The following is a 26595-nucleotide window of genomic DNA, read 5'->3' on the forward strand; positions in this document are numbered from 1 at the left end:
TTACATCAGGAAATCTGATGTCGGACAAACCTTATCCGCAAAAAATTTGTAAGACAAGGATATATTTACAATATGAATAGGAAAAACTCAGATATGCGATTTAGGTTATGGTTACGGATAGGGGCCGGGCCGGTAGCTGAGCGGTAACGGTCCCAGTTTGTATACTTAGCCGCCTCTCTTTTTTTAAGAATATTCCTAATCAACCCTCATCATACACGGGAGATAACATGCCATCACTTCAGGATCCCCTGCTTGTTTACAGCGATCTGGACGGCACCCTGCTGGATATTCATACCTACAGCTGGGAACCCGCTGCCGGCTGGCTGGAAACCCTGCAGGATAATCAAATCCCGGTCATTTTATGCAGCAGTAAAACGGCGGCAGAGATGCTGGCGATCCAGAGCGACCTCGGGCTCGACGGTCTGCCCTTTATTGCCGAAAACGGCGCGGTGATCCAGCTTGACGTCCGCTGGGACGATCATCCCGACGCGCCCCGGTTAATCAACGGCACTCCGCACACAGAGATTGTTAACATCATCAATCAGCTGCGCAGCCGCGACGGCTACAAGTTCACCAGCTTTGACGATGTGGACGTGCGGGTGATTGGCGAGTGGACCGGGCTGAATAATGAAAGAGCGGCGCTGGCGCAGCTGCACGAAGCCTCAGCCACGCTCATCTGGCGCGACAGCGACGAAAAAATGGCGGAGTTTGAGGCGGCGCTGGTGCAGCTGGGTCTGAAGTTTGTGCAGGGGGCCCGCTTCTGGCACATCCTCGACGCGCGCGGCGGTAAGGATCAGGCGATTAACTGGCTCAACGCCCAGTACCTTCAGCGCGAGGGCACACTGCCTACAACCCTCGGGCTGGGGGACGGGCCAAACGACGCGCCGCTGCTGGACAGCGTAGACTTTGCCGTGGTGGTCAAAGGCATTAACCGCCACGGCATCCAGCTAAAAAAAGAGAGCCCGGAACGGGTTTACCATACCCAACAACCCGGCCCGGCGGGCTGGCGTGAAGGCCTGGATCACTTTATCGGCTCCTGAGACACCACCTGATTACGTCCACGCTGTTTCGCCTGGTACAGACGGGCGTCAGCGATGGACTGCAGTTGTTCAAAATCGTAATTCCCGCTTTCCTGCGCGCTGCTGACGCCAATCGAGACGCTAATGCGCGTTGTCCGGCTCTTTTTTACCAGAATTTCGCGACGGTAGATGCGCGCGCGAATGCGCTCCGCAATCTGTGCGGCCTCTTCCAGAGAGGTGTCCGGGAGCACAATGCAAAACTCTTCGCCCCCCACGCGCCCGGCGACATCGCCCTCGCGGATGGTGCTGGTAATTAGCCCGGCCGCGTGGGTCAGCACTTTATCCCCCGCCTGGTGGCCAAACTTGTCATTCACATTTTTGAAATAGTCCAGATCCAGCTGCATTACCGAATAGGGTTGCTTCAACTGCTGGCATTTGAGCGCCAGCGCCTGCGCACGCTCAAACAGTGCGCCGCGGTTATTCATGCGCGTCAGGGGATCGTGCCACGCCTGCCACTGCAGCGACTGCTGCATCGTCGACATATTGCCGACCGTACGACGGATCACCAGCCACGAGCCGATCAGCATGCTGGTAAACAGCAGCCACAGCAGGGCCAACGCAATACTGATGCTGCCAAAATCACCCCGAGCCCCTTCGCTGAGCGTATGCATGCGCAGCAGCACCCCCTCAAAGTGGTCGAGATTCTGCCAGTTGACGTAGCGGCTGCCCACGCGCATGACGCCGTGAGTATTTTCCTCACGCGCATGGGCAATTTGCGCCATTTCACGCGCGTCGAAGCGGTAGACGTTGCTGGCATCACTCACCGACGTCGCAAGCAGGTTAAAACGGTTATCGTAAAGCTGATACTCCCCTTCCCCGCGCCCGTTCACCGCATCCTGTAATAGATGCTTGAGGGTGGAGAAGGAAAAATCGATCGCCAGCACGCCGTACCAGTAGCGCTTAAAATCGACCGGCACGCTGACGGTGACGGTCTGCCCGTTTTCGGCTTCGGCCTGCGCGGGTTGCGTAAACCAGCGCACGCTGCGCGACGGGTTGTCACGTTCCGTCTGCCCGACATACCACGGGCGGGTCACCAGTTGATAGTAGCGGGCGGTAATGTCATCCCGCCAGTCGGTGGGATCGGTGGAAACGTAAAAACCGGCACGCGAGACGTAGGTGACTTTCTTCACCAGCCGTTCCGGGGACGAGATCCGCAGCAGATAGCCCACTTCGAAGGCCGCGCTCAACTCATTAACAATCTGCGTGTCGTCGCGCTGCAAGGCCGTGGATTGTTCAACAAAGGCATCGGACACGCCATTGACCGGCAGGGTGCGCCGCTCATCGAACGTGAGTTGCCAGAAGGGTTTATCGCGCAGGCTGTTGAAGCGGGATACGGTGTCGCGCAGCACGGTAGAAGCCAGCGGCGCCTCAAGCGCGTCATACATACCGTTGCGAAAAAAAAGCAGTTTTTCGACGCTGAATTCCAGTTGACGATCCAGCGAGTTGACCACGTTCTCCAGATGATTGCGCTGGCTGGCGGCGTAGGCATCTTCCAGCACCACTACCTCACGCCAGGTCAGCAACGTGGAGAAAATGAGGACAGAGATGAAGCAAATATTAACAATCCGGCCCGGCTGAATACGGTGACGCGCCAGAAAAGATTCTTTTCTCACAACGTTGTCGTGCTGCACAAACACTCCATGAAAGCCACCAGCGCCATCCGCGCGACATGAACAAGATATTACACTCTGTAGCGATTATAGCGCACAAAAACGCCCGGCAATGCCGGGCGTAGCGTGACTTAAGCCTGATCGTGGCGTCGGGAATGGTCACCAGGCTGAAGCTCATCTTCATGAAACGCTTCGCGCTTGATACCGTAACCCTCATACCAGCGACACTCCACCATTCCACTGGCAAAGCCGGTCACCACCATATTTGGGCCGCCGTTTTTTGGCTTAACTTCATCGCTGACCAGAAAGACCATAACCGCCTCCTTTATCAGTGTGAAACTGTATCAATTTAGACGAGGATTAACCGTTATGCCTGGTATCAGCGCTGTTTTTTAATGTGACTTACCCCGCATTTTTGCCACGAGTTTCACCGCCGCAACGACAACGGCCCCGACGATGAAACCGATCACCAGGTGCAATAGGGTCGGCAGGATTGCGCCGACAAACGCGCCCTGCTGCGCAGCCATCTGCTCGATCGCATGGTGCAGCGAGGCAATACCGTGAACGATAATCCCGCCGCCGACCAGGAACATGGCCACCGTGCCAATCACCGACAGCGATTTCATCAGCCAGGGGGCCACCACCAGTAGCCCTTTACCGATCATCTTCGCCAGCGTGCTGGTTTTTTCGCTGAGCCAGTAGCCAACATCATCCAGCTTGACGATGATCCCCACCAGGCCGTAAACCCCCACGGTGACCACGAGCGCGATGCCAGAAAGCACCAGCACCTGATTCAGCAGCGGTGCATCCGCCACAATCCCCAGCGTAATGGCGACAATTTCTGCCGAGAGGATAAAATCGGTGCGGATTGCGCCCTTAATTTTATCGCGCTCAAAGCTCACGGGATCCTGGGAGGCCAACGCTTCCAGACGCTGCTGGCGTGCGGCCGGGCTCTCTTTTTCTTTACGCGATTCGAAGGTGTGCAGCACTTTCTCCACCCCTTCAAAACAGAGAAACGCGCCGCCAATCATCAACAGCGGCGTAATGGCCCACGGGATAAAGGCGCTGATTAACAGCGCCAGCGGCACGAGGATCACTTTATTGATCATCGACCCTTTGGCTACCGCCCATACCACGGGCAGCTCACGGTTGGCGCGCACGCCAGAAACCTGCTGCGCATTCAGGGACAGGTCATCCCCCAGCACCCCAGCGGTCTTCTTGGCCGCCAGTTTCCCCATGACCGAAATATCGTCCAGCAGCGTGGCGATATCATCCAGCAATGTTAATAAACTACTTCCCGCCAAAATGAGATTCCTTCTTTTTTGTTAGTAACCTGAACAGTATGGAGTAAAAGCTGGCGACCCGAAACCACCCAGCTTAAGTCAACAATTAATTCACATCATCGATACAATTAAAGGACTCGCCAGCGTGATAGTTTTCACGTTAACTATATGCGACCTTTTTAATTCGCCGTGAGGGAGTATGCGTTTCAGGCACTTATTACCATTAATGAGCGCGCTATTTGCGCTGTATATCATCTGGGGTTCCACCTACTTTGTGATTCGTATTGGCGTGCAGAGCTGGCCACCGCTGATGATGGCCGGGGTGCGATTTCTCTCGGCGGGCGTGCTGCTACTGGCGTTCCTGTTGCTGCGCGGGCATAAGCTGCCGCCACTGCGGCCGCTGCTCAACGCCGCTCTGATTGGCGTTCTGCTGCTGGCTGTCGGTAACGGCTTTGTCACCGTCGCTGAACATCAGGACGTGCCGTCCGGCATCGCCGCGGTGGTTGTGGCTACGGTGCCGCTGTTTACACTGTGCTTCAGCCGCCTGTTTGGCATCAAAACGCGCAAACTGGAGTGGCTCGGGATCGCCATCGGGATGGTGGGCATTATTTTGCTCAACAGCGGCGGCAACCTCAGCGGCAATCCGTGGGGCGCCCTGCTGATCCTGATTGGCTCCATGAGCTGGGCGTTTGGCTCGGTGTACGGTTCACGTATTGAGTTGCCGACCGGCATGATGGCCGGGGCCATTGAGATGGTGACCGCCGGGATTGTCCTGCTGGCGGCCTCGCTGCTGGCGGGCGAGAAACTGACGGCGATGCCTGACCTGTCGGGCTTCCTGGCAGTGGGTTATCTGGCGATTTTCGGCTCGGTGATAGCGATTAACGCCTATATGTTCCTGATCCGCAACGTCTCTCCGGCGGTCGCCACCAGCTATGCCTATGTCAACCCGGTGGTGGCAGTGCTGCTCGGAACCGGACTCGGCGGGGAATCGCTCTCATCCGTGGAGTGGATGGCGCTGGGGATTATTATTATGGCGGTGGTGCTGGTAACGTTAGGCAAGTATCTGCTCCCGGCTAAACCGGTGGTGACGCCGTGCCAGGCGGAGAAACCCTAAGCGGGCGAATGCCCAGCGTGTCGATCTGCGCGGTGGCACCGCCGCTGCAGATCCACTCTTCCAGCCGCTCCATTAGCGCCGTGTCATCCAGCTTCAGCCTGCCGCGCAGCGCGCACTCCCACACCACCAGCACCCGCCAGCCTTGCTGATGCAGCAAGTCGATATCGCGCCGATCGCGGAGCACATTTTTGCCAATCTTCTCGAGCCAGAAATCGGTACGGGTTGCCGGGACTTTAAACAGATAGCAGTCGTGGTGATGCCAGAAGCAGCCGTGGGTGAAGATCACACCCTGGCCGCTATCGATGACGAAATCAGGACGCCCGGGCAGGCTGGCATCCTGCACCCGAAACGCAATACCGAGCTGGGTTAACAGCGCCGCCAGCCGTTTCTCAATGGCGGTATCACGCGTGCCAATGGCGCGCATGTTCTTGCTGCGGGTAGCTTTACTGTGCACATCCGTCATTGACGGCCTCGTCCTGGCGCTGCTGCACGGCCTGCAGGATCCGCGACTCCAGCAGTCGGGCCACCGCCGCAAAGGCCGGAACCACAACCGAGTTACCAAACTGGCGATAGGCCTGGGTGTCCGACACCGGGATGCGGAACTGATAGCCCTGCGGCGTTTCAAAGCCCATCAGGCGCGCGCACTCCCGGGGCGTCAGGCGACGCGGACGGTGACGCTGGTTGTGCGGATCGTCAAAATCACGCTCGCCGAGCGCTTTATCCCAGCCTCTGTCGACCAGGATCTCGGCGCCATCTTTGTAGTAGCGTGCCGACAGTGTGCGGGCGACGCTATTGGGATTGGTGGGGTCCACCATCCCGAAGCCAAAGCCGTTGCCTTTCGCCTGATGCTTTTTCGCATAGCGATACAGGTACTTCCACAGCACCGGCGTGAGAATAAATTTGGCGTCCACCGCCGGCTCGAGTAGATCGGCGATGGTGGGTCGGCGGACGGGCCACAGCGCCGGAAGATCGCGCAGGCTGAAACCGTTGCTCAGTTCGAGATCGCGGCGGAAACCCACCAGGATAATGCGCTCGCGGTGCTGAGGCAGAAAATGTTTGCCGTCGACAATTTTCGGATCGTCGGGTCCGCTCTCCCCGGCATCGGCCACGTCATAGCCCAAATCGTCCAGCGTCTGCATGATGATACGGAATGTTTTCCCACCGTCATGGCTCTTCAAATTTTTAACGTTTTCGAGAACAAAGACAGCCGGACGGCGGGCATCGATGATGCGCGCTACGTCGAAGAACAGCGTGCCCTGGGTGTCGCAAGCAAAGCCGTGCGCGCGGCCCAGCGCGTTCTTTTTCGACACGCCCGCCAGCGAAAAGGGCTGACACGGAAAGCCCGCCAGCAGCACATCGTGCGCCGGAATGGCGCTGCGGATGTGCCCTGCCGCCTCGGCATCGGTCACGCCGCTCTGATGACTGAGCGTCACCTCACGAATATCTTCGTTGAACTGATGGGCCTGCGGATCGCAGTACCAGTTGGCTTTGTAAGTCCGCACCGCATGTTTGTTCCACTCGCTGGTAAACACGCACTGGCCGCCAATCGCCTCAAAGCCATGACGGATCCCGCCAATCCCGGCGAACAGATCGACAAAGCGAAAGGCATACTGCGGATGATGGGCCGGAGGACGGGGCAGCAGGTTTTGCAAGAAGCTAAACTCGCCGTCACTGAGGCGCTGGCCTGCGCGATCGCTGGTGACCAGCCGCTTAATAATCGCCGGGCTCCAGTGGCTCTCGCCCTGCGCATTGAGTTGATTTGCCAGCGACCTGGCATCGTAAATTTCCAGCAGTTGACACAACAACGCCTGAACCGACGCCGTTGATTTCTCTGCCAGCGCAAGCGTGGACTCCGTCACTGATACATTTTCCTGCATACATTTAACCGGCCAAAAGGGACTCAAAACAGAGTAACACAGAAAGGCACTACAGACTGCCGCCGAAACGCCGCAACACCGCGCTGTCGATACCCTGACAATCACCGCCCAGCTCGGCGCTGAGCTTGGCCATAAACTGGATCAGAAAGTCGGCATTATGCTGCGCAAGCGCCTTTCCGGCAGCGGTTTGCATGGTATCGGGCAGGCGTAACAACTTGGTCTGGAAATGGTCGAGCGCAAATGCCCGATCATCCAGCTCGCGCCTGTCAGCAAAGGGATCGTTCGCATCGAATAGCGCAACGCCCAGCGCACCGGACACGGCAAATACGCGCGCCAGGCCAATCGCCCCGAGCGCTTCAAGCCTGTCGGCATCCTGCACAATTTTGGCTTCCAGCGTTTGCGGAGCAATCCCGGCACTGAAGCTGTGCGCTTCGATGGCGTGCAGAGTGGCGGCATAATGCTGGTCCGGGAAGTCAGGGAAATGCTCACGGAGGATAGCGCGCGTCTTTTCTGCCGCCAGCTGCGAGGAACGACCGCGCTGAGGGTGGTTTTTTGGCAGGCTGACGATATCGTGAAAATAACAGGCCGCCAAAATTGCCAGCCCGTCGACCGGCTGGTTCACCATTAACTGCTGTGACGTCTGCCAGACGCGGCGGAAATGCGAAACATCATGAGCCGCATCCTCCGCGGGATGATGCGCCGCCAGCCAGGTTTCAAAGCGTTGCTGCCACTGAACGAGGTCCATAGTACTTTCCACAAAAAGGAAAACCGTACAATAGCAATTATTTAGTTTTCTGCCACATCGCGGGGTCGGGTATACCAGGCAATCGCCCCGAGGATCAGCCCCACCGCCCCCAGCAGCAGAAATCCGAGCAGCGCCCCCAGCCATTTGCCCGCTGTCGATCCCACCTCACCGTCTATAATTGGGCCCGATACCGCGTTAACTTTACTGATCACCCAAAAATAATGGCCCATCGCCCAGATGAAATACCCGCAAAAAGCGTAGAACACCCACAGGGCAAGTTTGCCCCCCAGGCTGCGATTGTGCTTTTTTTCCATGATGTTCGTCCTTGCCACTCTCACATCGCTATTTTAAACCGTGAAATAAATCACATTTTTCAATCTTGCGCACCTTTTGCTGACGATCCCCACCGGTCAGTTTGCGTTAAGTTGATCTTCGGCAAGTTTTGATTGATGGTGATTATTGTTTCGCCACATTTATTCATCTGAACAGAATTCCTGATAAGAAAAGGATAAAGAGGATTATTTCGCTCTCGTTTAACGGCTAAAGCGTTTTAATTCACCGGGTCGCTGTGTAATGATAAATCGGTTACGTGCTTTTTTAACTTCGCTCATTTAATGCTGTTTTATGCGCTATTATCCTTCGCCCGATTTTAATCGGGATTTTTTTCGCCCGTCTGACGACGAAAATACATAATCAATGAAAATGCTTTTAAGGTATTGATAAATATTCAATATAAATATCAATACACATGAAATACGCCTGAAATTAATCTATCAAAAAAACATATAAAGACATCATTGTTCATATTTAGAAATAATCTAAATGATATCGTTACATTTATTATTGAACGATCAAAACCCCGACTGAAATAGTATCTACCCGTAACCCGGAGGGGGTTATTTATATTCATAAAGTTAATATATAAAAGGGAATATATAATGAAAAGAAAAGTTTTGGCCGTCCTCGTACCTGTTTTATTAAGCGCTGGCGCAGCAAATGCTGCTGAGATCTACAACAAAAACAGCAACAAGTTAGACCTCTATGGGAAAATGGTCGGTAAGCATATCTGGAACAGCAGCGGTGATAACAACAGCGATAACGTTGATGACTCCTATGCCCGTTTCGGCATCAAAGGCGAAACACAGATTAGCAACGAACTGACCGGTTTTGGTCAGTTTGAGCACAACCTGAACGCCAGCGCCCCGGAAGGCCAACAGGATGAAAGCACCCGTCTGTCTTTCGCTGGCCTGAAGTTTGGTGATTTTGGCTCCTTCGATTACGGTCGCAACTACGGCGTGGCCTATGACGCCGGCGTATACACCGATATGTTCGTGGAATGGGGTGCAGATTCTTGGGTCACCACCGACAACTTTATGACCGGCCGTACCACGGGCGTGGCAACCTACCGTAATTCTGACTTCTTCGGCGAAGTTGAAGGTCTGGACTTTGCGCTGCAATACCAGGGCAAAAACCACGACGATCAGGTGAAGAAAGCCAACGGCGATGGCTACAGCACTTCCCTGAGCTACACCTTCGACGGCTTCAGCGTGGTCGGCGTATACGGCAAATCTGACCGTACTGATATGCAGTCCGCAGATGGCTACGGCGATACGGCAGAAATCTGGTCACTGGCGGCAAAATACGATGCCAATGACATCTATGCCGCCGTGCTGTACGGTGAATCCCGCAATATGACATGGACTGGCAACACGATTGGTTTTGCCAACAAAACCCAGAACGTTGAAGCGGTTGTCCAGTATCAGTTTGATTTCGGCCTGCGCCCTTCCCTCGGCTATGTCTATTCCAAAGGCAAAGATCTGGGTGCCAAAAATGGCGTCGGCGGCGTGGATGCCGATCGTGTCAACTATATCGAAGCGGGTGCCTGGTACTACTTCAACAAAAACATGAACGTCTACAGTGCGTATAAGTTCAACCTGCTGGACGACGAAGACGCGGCGATCACCGGTTCCGACACCGACGACCAGTTCGTGATGGGTATTGTCTACCAGTTCTGATTGGCTAAAATCCCCTTCAAGCCCGCTGCAACGCGGGCTTTTTTCGTTATTCCTCTGCCCCATCCCCTTGTACAACCTTTACATAGCTTTAACAAATTCCCTGCATCAGCGATAATGCCCCCTTTCCGCCCTGCCTGGAGTTTCAATGCGCGATTTGCCGCCCGTCACCACCCCGCACAAGCGCCCAATGAAACTGAACACCCTGGTCACCCTGATGGTGTACGGTGTGACCGGCTGTATATTGCTGGTGATCTTCGCGCTCTATTTTGCGCAAATCACCAAAGCCACCCGCGATGGGGTACGGGATACCGCGCTGGCCGTCGCCAGAACTCTGGCCGACAGCCCGGCAGTGATCCACGGCTTGTCCCTCCCTCCGCAGAGCAACGTTATCCAGCCTGTCGCCCTCGCGGTTATGCAGCGTAATAACCTGCTGTTTGCCGTGGTCACCGATATGCAGGGGATCCGCTATTCCCATCCTGACAGCACACTGCTCGGCAAAGCCTTTATTGGTGAGGATCTGCGGCCCGCGCTCGAGGATAAAGAGAATGTCGCCATTAACCACGGGGTACTCGGCGAGGCACTGCGTGTCTTTACGCCGGTGTATAACGCTCAACGTCAGCAGATTGGGGTTGTTGCCGTGGGCATCTCCCTGCAAAAGGTGGAGCAACAAATCGCCCGCAACCGATGGGACGCCATCTGGCTGGTCCTGTTCAGCGCACTGCTTGGGGCGCTGGGCGCGTGGGGGCTGGTGCGGATGTTAAAGCGGGTGTTGTTTGGCCTCGAGCCATATCAAATTTCAGCCCTGTTTGAACAGCGGCAGGCGATGCTGCAGTCGCTGCGGGAGGGCGTCATCGCGGTCGATCGGCAGGGACATGTAACGATGGTAAACCACGCAGCCCGTCAGATCCTGAATATCAGCGGCGACGCATTCCACGATGCGCCACTGCTGGCAAACTTGCGCGAGGTGTTACGCTCTGGCCAGCCGCGCCAGGATCAGGAGCTCAACTGCCACGGCCGACTCCTGCTTTGTAACACCCTGCCGGTGCGAAGTGATCAGCAGTTGATCGGTGCCATCACCACCTTTCGCGACAAAACGGAAATCAGCCAGCTGATGCAGCGTATGGATGGAATGGTGAATTACCTCGATGCGCTGCGAACCCATTCCCATGAATTTATGAATAAGCTGCATGTGATCCTCGGTCTGCTGAACATGAAGCACTATGAGCAACTGGAGCGGTACGTCCTGCTCACCGCCAACAGTTGGCAGAACGATATCGGTGCCATCCAGCGTACTGTCAAATCGCCGGTGGTCGCCGGGTTCCTGCTCGCTAAAATCAACCGCGCCAGAGAGTCCGGTTGCCGCCTGACGCTGGCCACAGAGAGTGACGTTCCGGATAACCCGAATGAAAAGCAGGTTGCCGGGCTGGTCACCATTGTGGGGAATATAATAGAAAACGCGTTGGATGCGATGGCCGCGCAGCCCGAAGGCGAAATTAACCTGCTACTGCATTATCAGAGCGGCTGGCTCAGCGTCGAGGTGAGCGATGACGGGCCCGGCATCGACCCGCAGCAACTGAGTGTTATTTTTAATAAAGGCTTCTCCACCAAGGGAGAAAACCGCGGGGTTGGCCTGTTCCTCGCCCGTCAGCAAACCGTAAACCTGGGCGGCGAGATAGCCGTCGAATCCGAACCGGGCATGTTTACCCAATTTTTTGTGCAGATCCCGTGGGAATGTGAAAGGAAGATCGCGTGATAGATGTTTTGATTGTCGATGATGATGCCATGGTAGCCGACCTCAACCGCCAGTACGTGAGCCGGATGGAGGGTTTTCGCTGTTGTGGAATGGCAGCAACGCTCGCTGAAGCCGCCGCGGTGATTAACGATCCTGCCCGGTCGCTGGATCTGATCCTGCTCGACGTCTACATGCAAAAAGACAATGGCCTGCAGCTGCTGCCAATTGTCCGCGCCTCAGGGCGCAAAATAGATGTGATTATGATCTCGTCGGCATCCGATGCGGCAACCATTCAGACAGCCATGCACTACGGGGTGGTGGATTACTTGATCAAACCGTTTCAGTTTCCGCGTTTTGAAGAAGCGCTGATCGGCTGGTGCGAGAAGAAAAACCTGATGGATTCGCACCAGTATTATGAACAGGCTGACGTTGATCGGCTGCTGCGCGGCGGTGCGCCGGGACTGGCGGACAGTAGACGCCTGCCGAAGGGACTTACGCCGCAGACGTTGCGCACCCTGTGCCTGTGGATCGACGCGCATCAGGGGATCGAGTTTTCCACTGACGATCTGGCGAATGCGGTCAATATTTCCCGGGTCTCTTGCCGCAAATACCTGATTTGGCTGGCGCAGGTCAATATCCTGTTTACCAGCATTCACTATGGCGCAACCGGACGCCCGGTGTATCGCTATCGTCTGCAGCCCGCACAGGTAGCATTGCTCAGACAGTACTGTCACTAAGCTGATGAAAGCAATGCAACTCATTCAGGCAAACACCCTGAGTCAGTTCACATATATTGTTACGAAGCGGTAAAGCGCTGTGCCTTCTCATAATCAGAATGATAAGGTACACCACGTCCGGGAGGTCTGAGAAAAACGCGTTCGGGAAGCGTGACTGGCGAGGAAAAGTGGCGGAGAGAGGGGGATTTGAACCCCCGGTAGAGTTGCCCCTACTCTAGTTTTCGAGACTAGTCCGTTCAGCCGCTCCGGCATCTCTCCGTATTGATGGTTGCCATCATGCCAGGTAATTTGGCATTTTAACAGACCAAACCCTTTCAATTTTGTTCATGTGACGAGTTTGCGAGCAAAGCGATGATTAAATGGCCCTGGAAATCGAATGAATCCGCCCGAAGTACGGCGCTGCCGTGGGATGAGGCTCTGGCAATCCCCGTGCTCTCTACACTGTCGGATGAGGACAAGCTTCGCCTGGTCCATCTGGCCCAGCGTTTCTTACAGCAAAAACGGCTCGTTCCACTACAGGGTTTTGAACTCGACGATCGCCGAAGCACGCGCATCGCCCTGCTCTTTTGCCTGCCGGTGCTGGAACTGGGTATCGAGTGGCTGGACGGTTTCCATGAAGTGTTGATCTACCCGGCACCCTTCGTGGTGGATGACGAATGGGAAGACGACTTCGGGCTGGTTCACAATCAGCGGGTGGTCCAGTCCGGACAAAGCTGGCAGCAAGGGCCCATTATCCTCAACTGGCTGGATATTCAGGACTCGTTCGACGCCTCGGGCTTTAACCTGATCGTGCATGAAGTGGCGCACAAGCTGGATACCCGTAACGGCGATCGCGCCAGCGGTGTGCCGTTTATCGCGCTACGGGAAGTGGCAGGCTGGGAGCATGATTTACACGCGGCGATGAACAACATCCAGGATGAAATCGACCTGGTGGGGGAAAGCGCAGCCAGCATCGATGCCTACGCGGCCACCGATCCGGCCGAGTGTTTTGCCGTGCTGTCGGAATATTTCTTTAGCGCACCGGAGCTTTTCGCCCCGCGCTTCCCGGCACTGTGGCAACGTTTTTGCTATTTTTACCAGCAGGATCCGATGCAGCGTTTACGTGACAATAGCGAAGATGGCGACGATCCCGCCAATCAAGTACATTAAACCCGCATTTTGCACCTTAATTAATCAACTGAATCAGTGCGTTGAAATTAGGGTTGACACAAAATAGCGAGGCCATTAACATGCGCCTCGTTCAAACGATTCCTCTGTAGTTCAGTCGGTAGAACGGCGGACTGTTAATCCGTATGTCACTGGTTCGAGTCCAGTCAGAGGAGCCATATTAGAGAAGCCCGCTTAAGGAAACTTAAGCGGGCTTTTTGCTTTCGGGCGATACATAAAAAAATCCGGAAACGCAGCGCATTTCCGGATCCTTCACCAGGCGGCATAACATCGAGAGAAGCTACTCATTGCCCCATTGATTGAGGAACGTCGCTATCTCATCTATACGCTGCGCATTGATACCCGCTTCAGTGGCCATCTCCTGCTGCGCTTCTTCACTGATTTCTTCATTGTTCATTAAGCGGGTGAGCAGCAGCTGGAAGTAGCATGCCAGGGAATCACGCTCTGACTCGCTCACTGGCGTTGCGGATTCCGTCGCGTACTCGTCCGCGATGTCATAATATTTAATCGGTACTTCATTATTCATAAGTCGCCCCCAAGGGTTAATGTCTGTATCAGTGCTGCTTGCAGCATCCAGGGCAACAGCAGTCTGACCATGGGAGTGTACTGCGTAATGGCCTCAGATCTGACACCTTTTTGCATTTTAGCCGCTCGATGCTCGCTAAAATCGCAATGGGCAAGATTTGAGCTTTGACCATTCTGAACACGTTCTGCTTACATCAAATATCATCATCGCGCGTCTTGCCGTCCATTTAACCCGGTTATTGTTCCTTATTTTAAATTATCCTTTTGCCTGGATGAATTGAATATAACCTTCAATTTAAAAGGTTTATCTTGCCAGAAACTACCAGAATTGGATATTGACTGCACGGGCTCACGTGCTAGATTCTTCAGGCTTTTTTGGGGCTAGCCCTTTACCTGCGCGTGACAGTGAATAACGATAATAATTTTTTTCATCACCCTGTCACAACAATCCATTCCAATGGGGTAATTCAAGTCACGATCGTCAGAATAATGCAAAAAATGTATTCCCAGCACTACTTTCACCTTAACTAAAATCACGAGAATATTCTATGTCTGAACAATTGCAGAACCCAGCGATCGCCGCACAATCGAAAGTCACTACCATCAGAATTATTTATATTCTGTTCATCGTCAGCTATTTTACCGGCGGGTTGGCCGCGCTTGTTGGCGTAATTATGGCCTACGTCAATCGCTCCAGCGCAACAGAGTTTGAAAAAGAGCACCTTAACTATCTTATCAAACTGTTCTGGATAAGCCTGGTGTGGGTTATTGCTGCCTTACTGACCTGGGTATTTATCATTGGTATGATTGCCGGGATTGCCTGGTTTATCTGGTCATTAATCAAAGTGATTAAAGGTATGACCCGTCTTGGCGAAGGCAAACTGCCTAAAGCATAACGCACACGTAGGTCTGTCCCGCAAAAGTTATCGTTGGCGACATCGATAACTTTTGCGTTAATAAGGACATTAATCAAAACGACTAAATCTGATAATCCAGCACCACTTCTTCTGACTCCATCACCTGACGTTTAATCTCATCCACCGACAGCCCGGCGTTGCACAGTTCGATAAAGCGCCAGACATAGTTGCGCTGAAGCTGTCCACGCTTGAGGCCAAGCCACACGGTATTGGCATCAAACAGATGGCGGGTATCGAGTCGCACCAGGCTGCCCTGCTCGCTCTCGCCACCGGACTGTTCTGCCACCAGCCCAATGCCCAGCCCCAGCTCGACGTAAGTGCGGATCACGTCGGAATCCTGCGCACTCAGCACAATATCCGGCGTCAGCCCTTTGCGATTAAACGCTTCATCGATGCGCGAACGTCCAGTGATCCCCTGTCGATAGGTGATCAGCGGCCATCTGGCGATATCGTCCAGCGTCAAAGGGGAAATCTGTGTCAGCGGGTGGTCAACCGGCAGCAGCAGGTTGTGATGCCAGCGAAACCACGGGAAGGCCGCCAGTAGCGGGTCATTGCTCAAGCGCTCACTGGCGATCCCGATATCCGCCCCACCGTTTTGCAGCAGGACTTCGATCTCTTGCGGCGTACCCTGGATAAGCTCCAGGCGTACTTCGGGGAACAATTCCCGGAAGGCCTTGATCACCGGCGGCAGGCTGTAGCGCGCCTGAGTGTGGGTGGTCGCGATGGTCAACACGCCGGAGGCATCATTGGTGAAAAGATCCGCCAGACGACGGACATTGCTGGCTTCGTTGAGAATTCGCTCGGCAATGGTCAACAGCGCTTTACCGGGTTCGGTCATCCCGAGCAGACGCTTGCCACGCCGAATGAAAATCTCAATGCCCAACTCTTCTTCCAGCTCGCGGATATGGCGGCTGACGCCCGATTGAGAGGTATAAAGCATATTGGCGACCTCGGTCAGGTTGTAATCCCGACGGGCCGCCTCACGGATAATTTTAAGTTGCTGGAAATTCACGGTTCACTCCGGCGTATCTGACATAACGCTATTGTTAGAGTGTGCCCGCCGTGAGAACAAATAATAAAAACCAGCATCTTATGCTTTTATGGAATATCAGCTCACCAACTGCAGCTCGCGATTTTCCAGCGACGGTCGGCTAACCAGTGACATTAAGATCTCTTTTACCGCCTGCGCCTGCGGCGACAGTGAGCCGCGTGCCGACACGTTCAGGGAGAGCGGCAGGCTCATGGACGGGGTGGTGATCCGCGCCATCCAGCCGTTAGCGGCGCTTGAGAGCGACCTGGCCGCAGATTCCGGCAGTACCGTCACGCCCATTCCGCTGGCAATTGCGGCGGTCAGCGTCGAGATAGAGTCGATTTCACCGATGATTTTCGCCGTCAGGCGACGCAACGAGAAGGCCTCGTCCACGCGTAAACGCACGGCGCTGTAATCACGCGGTAAGAACAGATTCATCTCAGCGACGGCGGTTAAATCCACGCTCTGCCCCGGGCAGTCGCGCGTTCCAACCAGGAAAAGATCTTCTTTCAACACCGGCTGGCTGGTGATCCCCGCCACGGGTGAACGATCGTACAGCACCGCCATATCCAACTGCCCACTGAGCAGTTTATCGTTCAATGCTGAGCCACTGTTCTCGTGCAGATAGACCAGCACCTCGGGTAATTCACTGCGCACCGCCTGCAGTAGCGGCATGGTAATCGACGACGCCGCCGTGCCCGGTGCCAGCCCAATCGAAACCTGGCCGCTGAGAGTCTGCCCGACGTTGCAAACGGCCAGCTGCGCCTGTTCGCACTGACGCAGAATGGTACGCGCATGGGTATAGAGGATCTTGCCCGCTTCGGTAGGTGTGACGCCGCGCTTGGTGCGAATCAACAGCTGCTGATCCAGTTCACCTTCCAGAGTGGCCACCTGCTGGCTCAGTGCCGGCTGTGCGATATGCAACACTTCAGCAGCCTGGGTCAGGCTACCGATATCGACGATTTTTACGAAGTATTTCAGTCGTCTTAAGTTCATTTTGCCCCCTGTACGAAATGCGTTGCCGGTTCCGGCGCGAATGTACAAGGGGTTTTGCAAGATGCTTGCCAGTTTTTAAAAGAGGTCCGATATGTTCGCTAAACGGCTGAAAATAAGAGAATCTAATCAATGAGGCCGCTTTTGAAAGTGAAACAACGGTTTATGATCTGCCCCATAAGGGGTATACCTGCACCAAAAGTGTGCGGATTCGTTGGCGAAACAGCCACTTTGCTGGTTTTGTCAGCAAACGATCCAAACATGGAGGAACACCCTTTGACAACCGCCAGCGGCATCGCTAATATTCGCCCCGTTCACACGATTCCTCTGTAGTTCAGTCGGTAGAACGGCGGACTGTTAATCCGTATGTCACTGGTTCGAGTCCAGTCAGAGGAGCCATATTAGAGAAGCCCGCTTAAGGAAACTTAAGCGGGCTTTTTGTTTGGGTGTCGGCTCAGCCGACACCACAAGGGTTATTGATATTCGAAAGCGGCAACGATAGCGGAAGAAACGTCGCCAGGCAGGACTTTGCCTGCCTTAGAATAGACGCGGGCCTGGAGCTTAAAGGTGGTAGCCCCCCCTTCCACCTTACCGGTTAATGAGCTGTTGTTGCTCAGAATGGTTCCTGAGGTTTGTTGGGATAACTCAACGGCCGTGTTGGCTGCAGCTTGCGCGGCTTCGTTTTTCCACTTATCAGTATCTGTTTCGTCCGGGTTGCCAGTAAACGTCACTTTGACATTCGTGGTACTGGCCGGGCAGCCGGTCACCGGTAAATCAAAGGTCGTCATTGGCGTACCCGATCCGGCTACCGATAAAGTATCCGCCTGAATGCTTTGCCCTAAGTCCACGTTTAACGCATCGGAACCTCCGTTAAGCGTGGTACACGGAGAAGCAATTACTTTGCCGGTGACATTGAGATTAACAGTGTCCGCCGCGTAAATATTGCCAGCAAACAGAACAGCAGAAATGGATGCGGTCAAATAACATAAACATTTTTTCATTTTAGCCCACCTTGGCATGATATTAAGACATTACATAATGTCATTGATATGTCAGCGTTAGCGTCGCGGTTGTATTCGCTTCACCAACGGTTACTGAATTTCGTGTTTGGTAATAACGCGCGGTCACAGGAAAAGCCTCTTTTCCCCCGCTGGACGTTTTTAACGCCAGGCTGCTGTTAATAACCAATGGGTTACCCCCGTATAATAATTGCACCCCAACGCCCTGCGCGGTATTCGCCCCGCCCGGGTTATTTAATGCCAGTACGCTGGGATCGCTGACGTCGGGATTTTGCTGTCCGTTTAAGGTCACATTAATATTGGTCCATCGATCACAGTCTAATAACAAATTCTGGGTGCTGGTTTTTTCAGGTGTAAACCCGATGCTGCTACCAAAATCGGCTTTCGATACATCGCCTATCGGGAAGGTTAAATTGGGCGTGCTAACTGAACAGGCTACCTGCGTCACCCCGCCGCCCGACATGTTAACCGTTAATGGCGTAATCCCGGTGACCGTCCAGGTGCCAATTTGCCCGACACTGAATTGCCCGGACTGAATTTCACCCGTTTTATACAATTTATAGCTAACCGGCGGCAACGGTACCGAGCCCGCTCTGGTATTATCCGTTGACGGCGGGTTGTCCAGATATCCCCACACAACATTCACCTCAATCGCTACGCCGGGAATATTCGTCGCATAAGCATGGGGAATGGATGTCGCCACCCCACCCAGATAACTCATTTTATAATAGTTAGTGTTCGTATCAGTTTCACAAGCGACGGGAGTCTGATTTAACTGGGTGGTACTTGAATATATCACTGCGCCAACGGGCACATCTTTTTGCACGGTAATAATGTTAGGGCTAAAGTTCAACGTTACCGGACCATAACCGTCAATGAATTTACAATCTGCAAATACATAAAAACTGGTACACCAACCTATCACCAGCAATAGCGCACCGATAACTTTTTTAGGCGTAATTTTATTTGCATATTTCATTGTTTAACACCACTCCGGCATCCGCTTCAGGAAGCCTGTAATTAATCCGGCACTGTTCATCATTATCCATGCCCCATCTCGCAATAAGCACGCCACTGTTTTCCAGTCCGGTGAGGTACACTTGCCCCTGATCCCCGACAATAAACCCGGCAGAGTTTCTATCCGTGGCAATCGTCACGGTGGCGCCGAAGGGCACCGGCTTTCCGTTTATCCGTGACAGGGTCATTAATACGCGGGCGCCCACGCTGGTAATATATTCAGTGCGTACCACCGCCCCACGCGTAGGGATCGCCGTCTGAGTGGTTAATTGCAGTTCAACATCATCAGGTAGCGTTTCAGTGTCCAGGCTCAGGCTATTTTTGCGATATGGCGATACATTGCTGGCAACGGTGTAACCCCGGAAATCGGTTCTCACGCCGGTCTGGCCTTTAACGCCGACACCCGCTGCGCCAGGGGCTTTAATCAAGGCGATGGTTTCACCAAAAGGTTGCCCCAGCGTCACCCCGTTGGCATGAACCAAAATCCCCCCGTTCAGGCCGTAGTTCATGCGCTGCATATTTTTGTCGGTGCTATAGCCGCCGGTGACTTCGCCATAGGTTCCGTGATAATCCGCGCTGAGGTTACTGCTATGACCGACGCCGTCATTGCCATACCCTTGCTGCACACTCCAGTTGAGGGCATTTTCCTGCAGCGCCATGCCGCTCAGGCTCACCGTATGGGTGGTGTCGCCTTTCTTGCTGGTATTCAGGCTGTAGCTGGCCCAGGTATTACTCAGGAAACGATCTAACGGAATGCTGATATTTAACGCCAGGATTTGATCCTTATTGTAGGTTTTATCCCCGTCGCTGCCGCCTGCACCCGTATTATTGTTGTAGGTATAACTTAATCCCCAGGTGATACCGTTCCACGCGTTGTTATAGCTGACGCTATACGAACTCATCGTCTTGTCAGCATTCCAGTAATCTTCCCGAACTGCGCTGCCGGTAAGGGAGCCAAAGGCGGGTCCCAGGTTCTGACTCAGGGTCAATTCAGCACGGTTACGCCGACGATCCTGTAATGCATTGCTGTCACCGTCGCTGTCCATCACCTCCTGCATACCGTAATAGCCAGCGGTAGAGTAGCGATAGCTGGTCGCCGAGAAATTGGTTCCGGTATCGGTAAAGTTTTTGCTGTAGCGTAAGCGCAAGGCTTGCCCGCTCGTTTTGCTCATCTTTTCGGGACTCGACCACGCCTGGGTGACATCCGCCGATATCGCGCCGAGATCCCCCATATTTTTACCCACGCCGAGCGCGTATGACTGATACGGACGGGATTGCTGTACACCGCCATACAGCGTAAAGCCCTGCGGCAGACCATAAATAGCCGTTCCCTGCATCAGCGGACGATTTTCAACATTGCTGTCACTGGGACGATACTGACCCGCCGTCAGGCTGTACTTCAGGCGACCCTCTCGCTGCAGAACAGGCACAGAGGCATAGGGCACGACAAAATCCTGCTCGCTGCCGTCCGCTTCTTTAACGGAAACACTTAAATCCCCGGCGCCACCGGTGGGGTACATGTCGGTGATTTCAAATGCGCCTGGCGCAACATAACTCTGATAGATGATGTAGCCGTTCTGACGGATAACCACCTGGGCGTTGGTGCGCGCAATACCGCGCACCACAGGGGCATAACCTTTCTGGCTGTCCGGCAGCATCTCATCGTCGGACGCCAACTGCCCCCCACGAAAGGGAATGCTGTCAAAAACGTCTGAAGGTGATGAACTGTCGCCGAGCGTCATCTGGCTTTTTAAGGGCACAATGTTGCGCTGAGCATAGGTATAAACCGAATCCCACTGCGCTTTGCCGTCGGTATCGCGACGCCAGGTGGAATAGTTACGCAGACGCCAGGGTCCAATATTGATACCCGGACGCAGGTTAGCGTATTGGCTTTGACTGTTATTGGTGGCGCTATTTCGGCCCCAGGTGTTATCCCCGCTGATACTGTAATTCAGCAGCAAGGCGTTGATCCCTTCATCCCACATTTCCGGCGCGACATAGCCGCGAGCCTGGGCATTGAGCGATGCCTGCGGAAAACTTAACAACAGTTTTTGCGCGCCAAAGATAAAATCGGCCGACGCATCCGGGATCGCGGCAAAATTGACGCATTCGCCTTCTTGACCGAGATCGGGAAACTGTTCGGTTTTTACACCGTAACTTTGCAATAAACCTGTCGACAGGCAAGGCTGGAGGAGAGGCTCGCCCTGCGGTGAGGCAACCGATTTAAATTCGATCTCTCGGGTATACATCGACTGATCGTTAACAACGACCTCCACGCGATATTTACCCGGCTTCTGCGTGCCACGCGCAAAAGAAGAGAGATCAACCCCCTTCATGGCAGGGTTATCCACTTCCAGCAGTGCCGGATTGAAATACTCCTCTGCGCTGGCGCTCTGCATGACACCGGCCAATGCCAGGGCGATCAACCAGGCCAGACGAGCCGGTGGAAACCAGGGATCTACACTCTTGCACATAATCAGTTTTTATTTCCTTTCCCTGGAGAATAAACCCGTTAAATTGCGACGTGATGGGTCACTCCGACGCCACCAAAATCATTGATAAGTTTGAACGTTACCGGACCGGAACTGACGCCCGCAGGCAGGGAAAATGTCGCCAACGCCCCTGGTGCCACATAGGTAGGTTCAGGGACATTTTTTCCCGCGACGGTAATCTCATTAAAATTCATATAAAGATTGCCAGGATTACGCACAGATATATGATTTCCCGAGATTGTCCAGACCAGTTTCTCAGCAAAATCTTCTGGAGATTCTCTTTTTAAGGAGGCCGGGCGGTAAATTAATTTAATACGCGTCTTTACTGCAATTTGCAGTGAATTTGCTTTTTTCTCAGCCGCAGGAATGGCTTTAATATTTAACCAGTACATCGACTCTTTATTATCAGGCACATTTCCCGCCCGGACGATGCGCATGACGTTCTCCTGACCGCGATCCAGTCGGTACAAGGGAGGCGTAATGATAAAGGGGATTTTCCCGGCACTGTTGTCCAGGTTGTCAAACCATGACTGAATAAGATAAGGCACGCTATCCGGATTTGAAACGCCGATCGCCGCTTCCTTTTTTCCACCGTCGTAAATCACGCGCGTTCCGCCGATATTCACGCCCGCGTGGACTGACGACGCGCATAATAGCGCCAGCAAACCTGGCAAGAGGTTATTCAGGAAACGTTTCATAACAAACCTGTGGCTTTAATACGCTTAAAAAGGCCTGTTCAACCGCAGCAGGCTTATAAATAATCTGCAGAGAGTATTTATCTTTCGAGCACAGCCAACAATAAAAACGCCGCGTAATATTACGCGCAAAAAAATTTCCCCTGCTGTGGCAGGGGGTTACTCTGTTTCCTGCTTATTGAGCTGGGGTTGCCACCAGCGGGGTATCGAGGGCCCCATAGCCAATATTCACCGGCATCCCGGACCGCCGCTCCAGCGCCCCGTCAACCCGCACGCTATCCATCCCCGCCCCTTTCAGATGGGTACGTAGCGCTGGGGTGATCGGCAACGGTACTTTATTACTGGACTCAAATTCCGTTCGGTTGCGTGACAGCGGCTCGTGAACTTCCACCCAACGGCTGCCATCGGGTTCGGTGGTCACTTTCACCGGCTGATCGATTAGCTGAACGCGGGTGCCAACCGGAACATTATCGAACAGGTATTTGATGTCGTCGTCACGCAGACGAATGCACCCCTGGCTCACGCGCAGGCCGATACCAAAATTCGCATTGGTGCCGTGAATAGCATACAGCCTGCCGATGTAAATGGCGTACAGCCCCATTGGGTTATCCGGGCCGGCAGGGACAAAGGCGGGCAGGGTTTTCCCTTCTTTAGCATAGGCGCGACGCGTGTTCGCCGTCGGTGACCAGGTCGGCCCTTCCTGCTTGCGCTGAACCGTTGTCACCCAGTTGCGCGGCGTTTCGCGTCCGGCCTCACCAATGCCGATCGGCAGGATCTCAACGGTGTTGCTGCCTTGTGGATAATAGTAGAGGCGCATTTCCGCCACATTCACCACAATGCCCTCGCGCACCGTGTCAGGCAGAATGACCTGCTGCGGGACGATCAGCTGCGAGCCGGATTGCGGTAAAAACAGATCGACCCCAGGATTGGCCTCCAGCATGTTGCTCAGGCCCTGGCTGTACTGCGCCGCAAAGGCCTCGAGCGGCAGGGTATTGCCCTGCGGAACGGTGATAACCAGCGGGTTCCCCACCAGGCGACTCCCTTCAGGCGGCAAGGGGTAACTTACCGCCAGCGCACTCTGACTGATCAATAAAGCAGCTAAATAACCCAACAAGTTTATACGACGCATCATTCCCTTCCTCTGTCGCTCCGCGCGTTCGATAAGCATAGCCCCGATGAAAGAGGCCGCGCCCCGATCTCCTGACTTTTGTTTCACATACAGGTGACATACTATCGGATAACGCCGCACACCTGTATTAAGGAGACAGAGATGAATAATAAGGGCTCCAGCCTGACCCCAACTCAGGCACTGGACACGCTGAATACGATGTATGAGCAGGCGGTTACCGCGCTGCGCGGCGCAATCAGTCATTATATTGAAGACGGGACGCTTCCCGATGCAGAGGCCCGACTGAAAGGCCTCTTTGTCTATCCCTCGCTCTCCGTGACCTGGGATGGTAACGCCACTAATCTGCCGAAGACCCGCGCCTATGCGCGCTTTACCCATCCCGGCTGCTACTCCACCACCATCACCCGCCCGCAGCTGTTTCGCCCGTATCTCGAAGAACAGCTGACGCTGCTGTATCAGGATTACAATGCCCATATTACCGTGGAGCCGTCGCGCCACGAGATCCCCTATCCGTACGTTATCGACGGATCGGAGCTGACGCTCGACCGCTCCATGAGCGCCGGGCTGACGCGTCACTTCCCGACCACCGAGCTGTCGCAAATTGGCGATGAAACTGCCGACGGGATCTATCATCCGGCAGAGTTTTCCCCTCTGTCGCACTTCGACGCCCGCCGTGTTGATTTTTCGCTGGCGCGCCTGCGTCACTACACCGGCACCCCAGCGGAACATTTCCAGCCGTTTGTGCTGTTCACTAACTACACCCGCTACGTGGATGAGTTTGTCCGCTGGGGCTGCAGCCAGATCCTCGATCCCGACAGCCCTTACATCGCGCTGTCCTGCGCGGGCGGGGTCTGGATCACCGCAGAAACCGAGGCGCCGGAGCAGGCGGTTTCCGATCTGGCATGGAAAAAACACCAGATGCCGGCCTGGCACCTGATCACCGCCGATGGCCAGGGCATTACGCTGATTAACATTGGTGTCGGCCCGTCGAACGCCAAAACCATTTGCGATCACCTCGCGGTGCTGCGCCCGGATGTCTGGCTGATGATTGGCCACTGCGGCGGCCTGCGTGAAAGCCAGCTGATTGGCGATTACGTGCTGGCGCATGCCTATCTGCGCGACGACCACGTGCTGGATGCGGTGCTGCCGCCAGACATTCCGATCCCGAGCATTGCCGAAGTCCAACGCGCGCTGTACGACGCCACCAAAGAGGTGAGCGGGATGCCGGGTGAAGAGGTCAAACAGCGTCTGCGTACCGGTACGGTGGTCACCACCGACGACCGCAACTGGGAGCTGCGTTACTCGGCCTCGGCGCTGCGCTTTAACCTGAGCCGCGCAGTGGCGATCGATATGGAGAGCGCCACTATTGCCGCCCAGGGCTATCGCTTCCGTGTGCCTTACGGCACCCTGCTGTGCGTCTCGGATAAGCCACTGCACGGTGAGATTAAGCTCCCCGGCCAGGCGAACCGTTTTTACGAAGGGGCGATCTCCGAGCACCTGCAAATTGGCATTCGTGCCATCGACCTGCTGCGGGCCGAGGGCGATAAATTACACTCGCGTAAACTGCGCACCTTTAACGAGCCGCCGTTCCGCTAATCATAAAAAAGGAAAGTTATGCACACCACAACCCCGCTCGCGGCACTGCGCCAGTGGCTGGCGTCACAGGGACTGGACGGTATTATCGTCCCGCGTGCCGATGCCTTTCAGAGCGAATATTGTCACCCCCATGCCGATATTCTGGCCTGGCTGACCGGTTTTGACGGTTCGGCAGGCCACGCGCTGATCCTGCGCGATCGCGCCGTGCTGTTTGTTGACGGTCGTTATCAGGTTCAGGCCCGCCAGCAGGTTGATCTGGCAGACGTTGAGATCCAGCATCTGCACAACGATCCCCTGCCGGCATGGCTGACGCAGCACGTCGCAGCAGGCGCCCGTATCGCTTTCGAAGCCCTACTGATGACCAACACCCAGTACGAGGCGCTGAATGCCAGCCATTGCGACCTTGTCCCGCTCAACGAATCACCGTTTGATGTCCTCTGGCAGGATCGTCCCGCGCCCCCGACCGGTGCGATCCGTGAAATGCCCGTTGAGGTCAGCGGAGAAAGCAGTACGGATAAACGCCAGCGCGTAGCCGCCCTGCTTGCCGAACAGCACGTTGATTATCTGGCCATTACCCAGCCGGACAATATTGCATGGCTGCTTAACGTGCGCGGCAGCGATATCCCGACGAGCCCGGTCCCGAATTCGTTTGCCCTGCTGGGCGGCGATGGTGCAGTGGAGTGGTTTGTCACGCCCGAGAAAACGCAGGCGCTTTCAGCCACGCTGCTGGAGAGCCTGACCCTGTCGCCAGAGTCGGCATTTCTGGCACGTAGCCAGCAGCTGTGCGCCGGGAAGCGGGTGATGGTGGATGCCGATTGCGCCCCCGTCGCCCTGCGCTTTGCCGTCGAGCCACAGGGCGAGATCGTCTGGCAGGTCGAGCCCATTACCCTGCTGAAAGCGCACAAAAACCCGACCGAACTGGCGGGCTATCGCGACAGTCATCACCAGGACGGCGCGGCGTGGGTTAACTTCCTCGCTTGGCTGGCGCACGAAGTGCCCCGTCGCGAAGCCGCGGGCAATCCGCTGACGGAGCTGGAAGCACAGGCTAAGCAACTGACGTTTCGTCAGCAGCAACCGGGTTTTATCGAGCAGAGCTTTGCCACCATTTCGGCATCTGCCAGCAATGCAGCGATGTGCCATTACCACTCCAGCGAGCAAAGCAATAAAGCGATTACCCGTCACCATTTTTACCTGAATGATTCCGGCGGCCAGTACCACAATGGCACCACCGACGCCACGCGCACGCTGGCGTTTGGCACGCTGAGCGCGCAGTGTCGCCTGCATTACACCGCAGTCCTGAAAGGCTTTTTATCACTGATTACTCTGCAGTTCCCATCCGGGACCTGCGGGCATCACATTGATGCTTTCGCGCGGCGTGGGCTGTGGGAACTGGGACTGGATTTTGACCACGGCACCGGGCACGGCGTGGGCCATCAGCTGCTTATCCATGAGAATCCGCAGCGGATCGCGAAGAAGGTCAATCCGTGGCCACTGGTGGCGGGGAATATCATGACGATCGAGCCGGGCTATTATCTGGCGGATCAGTACGGGATCCGTATTGAAAATCAGGTGGAGATTGTCGAAAGCGTTGCGGGGTTCTGCCGCTTTGCCTCGCTGACGCTCGCGCCGATCGACCTGAGCCAGGTGGAGCTGCATCTGCTGAGCGACAAAGAGAAGCAGTGGCTGGACGACTATCACCAACAGGTTCGCGAGGCACTCTCCTCACGTATCGACAGCGCGGCACGTCCGTGGCTGATTGCGGCAACGGCGCCGATTCGCGTTAGTCGATAACGACAGGACGGTAACCTTCGGGTTATCGTCTT

Annotated in this window: 24 protein-coding genes and 3 tRNA genes; 11 read left to right on the top strand and 16 right to left on the bottom strand. The window is 54.8% G+C overall.

Annotated elements, in window-relative coordinates; translation table 11 throughout:
* The first annotated feature begins 227 nt into the window (after nt 1–227).
* Nucleotides 228–1040, top strand: a complete 813-nt coding sequence (locus M8013_RS15280) for a mannosyl-3-phosphoglycerate phosphatase-related protein (protein WP_271268651.1) — start codon at nt 228–230, stop codon at nt 1038–1040.
* On the opposite strand, the gene dgcQ is transcribed toward M8013_RS15280, so the two are convergent.
* From dgcQ to M8013_RS15295, 3 genes are all read right to left on the bottom strand, one after another.
* Nucleotides 1022–2710 (bottom strand): cellulose biosynthesis regulator diguanylate cyclase DgcQ, encoded by a 1689-nt coding sequence (gene dgcQ / locus M8013_RS15285; protein ID WP_271268652.1) that lies wholly within the window; start codon nt 2708–2710, stop codon nt 1022–1024. The genes M8013_RS15280 and dgcQ overlap by 19 nt on opposite strands.
* Before the next feature lie 110 nt (nt 2711–2820).
* On the bottom strand, nt 2821–3003 hold the full coding sequence (locus tag M8013_RS15290) for a YodC family protein (RefSeq protein WP_271268653.1): 183 nt from the start codon (nt 3001–3003) through the stop codon (nt 2821–2823).
* Between the two features lie 78 nt (nt 3004–3081).
* Nucleotides 3082–3993, bottom strand: a complete 912-nt coding sequence (locus M8013_RS15295; protein ID WP_271268654.1) for a DUF808 family protein — start codon at nt 3991–3993, stop codon at nt 3082–3084.
* Nucleotides 3994–4171: 178 nt separating this feature from the next.
* Between M8013_RS15295 and yedA the strand changes: the two genes are divergently transcribed.
* Nucleotides 4172–5086 carry a drug/metabolite exporter YedA gene (gene yedA, locus M8013_RS15300; protein ID WP_271268655.1) on the top strand — a complete coding sequence of 305 codons (915 nt, stop codon included), beginning with the start codon at nt 4172–4174 and terminating at the stop codon, nt 5084–5086.
* On the opposite strand, the gene M8013_RS15305 is transcribed toward yedA, so the two are convergent.
* From M8013_RS15305 to drpB, 4 genes are read right to left on the bottom strand one after another with little or no spacing between them, the layout of a single operon-like run.
* Nucleotides 5046–5549 carry a very short patch repair endonuclease gene (locus M8013_RS15305; RefSeq protein WP_271268656.1) on the bottom strand — a complete coding sequence of 168 codons (504 nt, stop codon included), beginning with the start codon at nt 5547–5549 and terminating at the stop codon, nt 5046–5048. The two genes, yedA and M8013_RS15305, sit on opposite strands and share 41 nt — an antisense overlap.
* Nucleotides 5530–6963: a DNA cytosine methyltransferase gene (locus M8013_RS15310; protein WP_418939542.1), complete on the bottom strand. Its 1434-nt coding sequence runs from the start codon at nt 6961–6963 to the stop codon at nt 5530–5532. Before M8013_RS15310 ends, M8013_RS15305 begins: the two co-directional genes overlap by 20 nt.
* A 49-nt stretch (nt 6964–7012) precedes the next feature.
* A complete protein-coding gene (locus M8013_RS15315; RefSeq protein ID WP_271268658.1) occupies nt 7013–7708 on the bottom strand; it encodes a phosphohydrolase in 696 nt (231 codons plus the stop codon).
* 41 nt (nt 7709–7749) lie between these two features.
* Nucleotides 7750–8022 (bottom strand): cell division protein DrpB, encoded by a 273-nt coding sequence (drpB, locus tag M8013_RS15320; RefSeq protein WP_271268659.1) that lies wholly within the window; start codon nt 8020–8022, stop codon nt 7750–7752.
* A gap of 624 nt (nt 8023–8646) precedes the next feature.
* Here drpB and M8013_RS15325 point away from each other — a divergent pair.
* From M8013_RS15325 to dcuR, 3 genes are all read left to right on the top strand, one after another.
* On the top strand, nt 8647–9723 hold the full coding sequence (locus tag M8013_RS15325; RefSeq protein ID WP_271268660.1) for a porin: 1077 nt from the start codon (nt 8647–8649) through the stop codon (nt 9721–9723).
* 145 nt (nt 9724–9868) lie between these two features.
* Nucleotides 9869–11476, top strand: a complete 1608-nt coding sequence (locus M8013_RS15330) for a sensor histidine kinase (protein WP_271268661.1) — start codon at nt 9869–9871, stop codon at nt 11474–11476.
* Nucleotides 11473–12192 carry a two-component system response regulator DcuR gene (gene dcuR, locus M8013_RS15335; RefSeq protein WP_271268662.1) on the top strand — a complete coding sequence of 240 codons (720 nt, stop codon included), beginning with the start codon at nt 11473–11475 and terminating at the stop codon, nt 12190–12192. The genes M8013_RS15330 and dcuR overlap by 4 nt, the downstream gene beginning before the upstream one ends.
* A gap of 168 nt (nt 12193–12360) precedes the next feature.
* On the opposite strand, the gene M8013_RS15340 is transcribed toward dcuR, so the two are convergent.
* Nucleotides 12361–12450, bottom strand: a tRNA-Ser gene (locus M8013_RS15340).
* A 93-nt stretch (nt 12451–12543) separates the two neighbouring features.
* Between M8013_RS15340 and mtfA the strand changes: the two genes are divergently transcribed.
* The gene (gene mtfA, locus M8013_RS15345; protein WP_271268663.1) at nt 12544–13341 is read left to right on the top strand and encodes a DgsA anti-repressor MtfA; all 798 of its coding nucleotides are present in this window, start codon (nt 12544–12546) and stop codon (nt 13339–13341) included.
* 100 nt (nt 13342–13441) lie between these two features.
* Nucleotides 13442–13517, top strand: a tRNA-Asn gene (locus M8013_RS15350).
* Nucleotides 13518–13639: 122 nt separating this feature from the next.
* Here the strand turns inward: M8013_RS15350 and M8013_RS15355 are convergent.
* Nucleotides 13640–13885 (bottom strand): YmjA family protein, encoded by a 246-nt coding sequence (locus tag M8013_RS15355; RefSeq protein WP_271268664.1) that lies wholly within the window; start codon nt 13883–13885, stop codon nt 13640–13642.
* A gap of 547 nt (nt 13886–14432) precedes the next feature.
* Here M8013_RS15355 and M8013_RS15360 point away from each other — a divergent pair.
* Complete coding sequence (locus tag M8013_RS15360) at nt 14433–14780, top strand: DUF4870 family protein (RefSeq protein WP_271268665.1); 348 nt, start codon at nt 14433–14435, stop codon at nt 14778–14780.
* A gap of 82 nt (nt 14781–14862) precedes the next feature.
* Here the strand turns inward: M8013_RS15360 and cbl are convergent, their stop codons facing one another.
* Both cbl and nac read right to left on the bottom strand, forming a co-directional pair.
* Nucleotides 14863–15813: an HTH-type transcriptional regulator Cbl gene (gene cbl, locus M8013_RS15365; RefSeq protein WP_271268666.1), complete on the bottom strand. Its 951-nt coding sequence runs from the start codon at nt 15811–15813 to the stop codon at nt 14863–14865.
* Between the two features lie 96 nt (nt 15814–15909).
* Complete coding sequence (gene nac / locus M8013_RS15370; protein ID WP_271268667.1) at nt 15910–16827, bottom strand: nitrogen assimilation transcriptional regulator NAC; 918 nt, start codon at nt 16825–16827, stop codon at nt 15910–15912.
* 320 nt (nt 16828–17147) lie between these two features.
* Between nac and M8013_RS15375 the strand changes: the two genes are divergently transcribed.
* A tRNA-Asn gene (locus tag M8013_RS15375) sits at nt 17148–17223 on the top strand.
* 74 nt (nt 17224–17297) lie between these two features.
* Here the strand turns inward: M8013_RS15375 and M8013_RS15380 are convergent.
* From M8013_RS15380 to ldtA, 5 genes are all read right to left on the bottom strand, one after another.
* Nucleotides 17298–17825 (bottom strand): fimbrial protein, encoded by a 528-nt coding sequence (locus M8013_RS15380; RefSeq protein ID WP_271268668.1) that lies wholly within the window; start codon nt 17823–17825, stop codon nt 17298–17300.
* Between the two features lie 40 nt (nt 17826–17865).
* Nucleotides 17866–18822, bottom strand: a complete 957-nt coding sequence (locus M8013_RS15385; protein WP_271268669.1) for a fimbrial protein — start codon at nt 18820–18822, stop codon at nt 17866–17868.
* Nucleotides 18806–21334 (bottom strand): fimbria/pilus outer membrane usher protein, encoded by a 2529-nt coding sequence (locus M8013_RS15390; protein WP_271268670.1) that lies wholly within the window; start codon nt 21332–21334, stop codon nt 18806–18808. The genes M8013_RS15385 and M8013_RS15390 overlap by 17 nt, the downstream gene beginning before the upstream one ends.
* A 38-nt stretch (nt 21335–21372) precedes the next feature.
* On the bottom strand, nt 21373–22050 hold the full coding sequence (locus M8013_RS15395; RefSeq protein ID WP_271268671.1) for a fimbrial biogenesis chaperone: 678 nt from the start codon (nt 22048–22050) through the stop codon (nt 21373–21375).
* A gap of 172 nt (nt 22051–22222) precedes the next feature.
* Nucleotides 22223–23176 carry a L,D-transpeptidase gene (gene ldtA, locus M8013_RS15400; RefSeq protein ID WP_271269098.1) on the bottom strand — a complete coding sequence of 318 codons (954 nt, stop codon included), beginning with the start codon at nt 23174–23176 and terminating at the stop codon, nt 22223–22225.
* Nucleotides 23177–23317: 141 nt separating this feature from the next.
* Between ldtA and M8013_RS15405 the strand changes: the two genes are divergently transcribed.
* Both M8013_RS15405 and M8013_RS15410 read left to right on the top strand, forming a co-directional pair.
* On the top strand, nt 23318–24772 hold the full coding sequence (locus M8013_RS15405; RefSeq protein ID WP_271268672.1) for an AMP nucleosidase: 1455 nt from the start codon (nt 23318–23320) through the stop codon (nt 24770–24772).
* Between the two features lie 18 nt (nt 24773–24790).
* Nucleotides 24791–26563, top strand: a complete 1773-nt coding sequence (locus M8013_RS15410) for an aminopeptidase P family protein (RefSeq protein WP_271268673.1) — start codon at nt 24791–24793, stop codon at nt 26561–26563.
* Nucleotides 26564–26595 lie beyond the last annotated feature (32 nt).

Origin of the sequence: Silvania confinis (assembly GCF_025564085.1) — a bacterium.
GTDB classification, from domain to species: Bacteria; Pseudomonadota; Gammaproteobacteria; order Enterobacterales; family Enterobacteriaceae; genus Enterobacter; species Enterobacter confinis.